Source organism: Bacteroidota bacterium, assembly GCA_018831055.1.
GTDB lineage: Bacteria > Bacteroidota > Bacteroidia > Bacteroidales > B18-G4 > M55B132.
This window is the reverse complement of the sequence record JAHJRE010000276.1, coordinates 1-3,027: the sequence shown is the minus strand read 5'-3', so window position 1 is coordinate 3,027 and position 3,027 is coordinate 1. Positions and strand designations below refer to the sequence as shown.

General features: G+C 57.1%; 5 protein-coding genes. 1 reads left to right on the top strand and 4 read right to left on the bottom strand.

Annotated features, from left to right (window positions below):
* From KKA81_16485 to KKA81_16470, 4 genes are all read right to left on the bottom strand, one after another.
* The coding region (locus KKA81_16485; GenBank protein ID MBU2652524.1) for a KpsF/GutQ family sugar-phosphate isomerase at positions 1–759 on the bottom strand (759 nt) is incomplete at its 3' end.
* Entirely contained in the window at positions 756–1,292 is a 537-nt protein-coding gene (locus KKA81_16480; GenBank protein ID MBU2652523.1) for an HAD hydrolase family protein, read from the bottom strand. The genes KKA81_16480 and KKA81_16485, both read right to left, overlap by 4 nt.
* Before the next feature lie 4 nt (positions 1,293–1,296).
* Positions 1,297–2,091 carry a 3-deoxy-8-phosphooctulonate synthase gene (gene kdsA, locus KKA81_16475; protein MBU2652522.1) on the bottom strand — a complete coding sequence of 265 codons (795 nt, stop codon included), beginning with the start codon at positions 2,089–2,091 and terminating at the stop codon, positions 1,297–1,299.
* 54 nt (positions 2,092–2,145) lie between these two features.
* The gene (locus tag KKA81_16470) at positions 2,146–2,532 is read right to left on the bottom strand and encodes a DUF4430 domain-containing protein (protein MBU2652521.1); all 387 of its coding nucleotides are present in this window, start codon (positions 2,530–2,532) and stop codon (positions 2,146–2,148) included.
* A gap of 122 nt (positions 2,533–2,654) precedes the next feature.
* Between KKA81_16470 and KKA81_16465 the strand changes: the two genes are divergently transcribed.
* Positions 2,655–3,027: hypothetical protein (locus KKA81_16465; protein ID MBU2652520.1), on the top strand; the 373-nt coding region annotated here is incomplete at its 3' end.

Sequence of the window (3,027 nt, the reverse complement as noted above, 5' to 3'; positions counted from 1 at the left end):
GCGGCGCAAGTCGCCATCGGTGAAGATCCCCGCCACCCGGCCATCGGCATCGGTCATGACCACGCAGCCGAGGCGTTTGCCGGTCATCTGGAGGATCATTTCCGACATGGAGGCGCCGGATTGGACAATCGGGATCTCGTCGCCGGAATGGTGAACCTCGCTGACCCGTTTGAGCAGTCGCATGCCAAGGAATCCGCCGGGGTGGAGCTGGGCGAAATCGTCGGTGGTGAAATTGCGGGCTTTCAGCAGCGCCACCGCCAGGGCATCGCCCATGACCAGGGCGGCAGTTGAGGACGATGTCGGCACGAGGTTGTTGGGGCAAGCTTCCTTTTCGACCGTGCAATCAAGGACGATATCCGACCGTTGGGCCATCTCGGATTCGAGTGTGCCGGCGAGACAGATGATCCGAATATTAAGGCGCTTGGCGGCGATCAGGATCAGTTCCGATTCTCCCAGCCGCCCCGACTTGGAAATCACCATGAGCAGATCATCACGCTGCACCAGTCCGATATCACCGTGCATGGCCTCGGCCGGATGCAGGAAGATGGCGGCGATACCGGTGGAATTAAACGTCGCTACGATCTTTTTCCCGATCAGGCCCGATTTCCCCATCCCCGAGACGATCACCCGACCATTGCAATCGAGAATTGCCTGGACGGCCTGGTTGAAGCTGTTGTCGAGCCGGTCGGCCATCGCGCTGACCGCGTCGGCTTCAGCCCGGATAGTGTCACGAGCGTATTTCAGCAGGTCGTCGTTCATGCCAGCAGACTCTTTGGATCGGTTTCAATCGCCTCGAAATAGCAGTCGAGCACTTCCCGCACCGCACCATATCCCCCCCGGCCGAGCGTGACGTAGTCGACCGTGTCAATCAGTTCGGGGTTCGAGTCGGCGACTGCAATCGAGAGGCCGACTTTCCTGGCCAGACTGATATCGAGAATCTCGTTCCCGACAAAGGCCACGTCGGCCATGTCCAGCTCCAGTTCCTCCAGTAGCGGCTCGATCTGTTTGACCTTGTCTTTCATGCCTTGCAGCACATGACGTACGCCGAGATCTTTCATGCGGGTGTCGGTGGCCGGTGAGTAGCGTCCCGAAACGATAGCGATTTCCAGCCCGGCCCGCATGCCGAGCACGATCATGAGGCCATCGGATATGTTAAATCGTTTCAATTCAAGGCCGTCGGGACCAAAAAAGATGGTGTCATCGGTCAGGACACCGTCGACATCAAGCGCCAGCAGTTTGATATCTTTGAGACGTGCGATAAACTGGTCGCGAGTTAGTACGGTCTTTGCCATCGTGCTATACCCCTGCTTTCCGAATGGCCATTACGTTTTGAAGAAGCTCCTCCATGCGGTCAAGCGGGAGCATGGAGCCGGAATCGGAAAGAGCCGCAGCCGGATTCGGGTGGGTCTCCACAAAGAGACCGTTGACCCCCACAGCAACCGCCGCGCGGGCCATCGGGATCACGAACTCCGGTTGGCCGCCGGAGACGCTGCCGGCGCCGCTTGGGAGCTGGAGCGAATGGGTTGCATCGAAAACGGTCAGGCCATACTGCTTCATGATAAGGAGCGAGCGGAAATCGACGACGAGATTGTGATAGCCGAAACTGCTACCCCGCTCCGTCAGCATGACTTTGGCGGCGCCGGTTTTTTTGACCGCATGCTGCATATCATCGGGCGCGAGAAACTGCCCCTTCTTGATATTGACCCAGCGGCCGGTACGTCCGGCGGCAGCGAGCAGCTCGGTCTGGCGCGAGAGAAACGCCGGAATTTGCAGGATATCGGCGACTTTGGCGACCGCTTCTATTTCGGTCGTCTCGTGGATGTCGGTCAGGATCGGCAGGTTCAGGTCATTGCGGATCTTCAAGAGGATCGCCAGACCCTCGTCAAAACCGGGACCGGTGTAGGACGACGCCGAGGTGCGGTTGGCCTTTCGATACGAAGCCTTGAAGATGTACGGGATGTCATGTTGAGCACAGAGCTTCGCGACGGCGTTGGCGACTTCGAAGCAGATTTCTTCCGATTCGATTACGCACGGTCCGGCTATCAGGAAAAAGTCACCGGCGGCGATTCGCTTGAGAACGGTTTCGATCATGAGACTGAATATATGCTTCGAACACCTAAAAACCAGTGATAATTGGCGACCCGGTCAGCGTGATGAATATCGCAAGTGCCATCGAACCGTATCGCCGGGAACGACTTGATACTTGTCGGCGGCAACCATCGGAAGGCTGTCGTTGACCGAAAAGACCCAGTACGCCCCGCCGCCGCTCTCGATCGAGTCGATTGCCTGGACAAAGACGCCCAGCGCGGTTGCCTTTGATTTCACGCTGTGCGATTCCTGCAGAACTGAAAACGCATCAACCGTGTCGGAGGCGACAATCGTGATCACGATACTGTCGGACGGGGCGGCAGCGACGGCCGCCGAGTCGATTGGCGGCGTGTTGGTTTTTTGGTCGCTGCCGCCGGAACAGCCGAAACCGATCATCACTGTTAACGTAAAGAACAGAGTCAGTGGCGTGCTAAGTTTTTGCATCCGGCTTCCTTTCCTGTACAGGTAGTGCGTTTTACGTGGCCCCGACATAGTTGTTGCGGACGGCCGCTAGAACTGAATACTTTGGCACAGAGCCGGTAATCAATATAAAGTGGGAGGCTTCCTTGGACTATGGTGAAATCATAAATTCCGCATTTCGGCTGAGTTGGCGGAAGAAGTCGCTGTGGATATTCGGTTTGTTTGCGTTTGGTATGGCCTATCCGTCGCTCGACTGGGAGGAGCACTTTGATTTCTCAAAATTCGACTCGTTCGGGTTCGACCAGCTCAATCTTGATGGCAACCTTGCGGCTCTGTTCACCTTGGTCGGTCTGCTGGTTGCCTTGATGGTGATCATCCATGTTTTGCTCAATGCCATCTCGACTCCGGCGCTGGTGGATGCCGTCAACCGGATCACACGCGGCGGCCAATACCGATTCAAGACATCGCTGCAAACCGGCATCCAATACATGTGGCGTACGCTCGCTCTGATGATCCTGG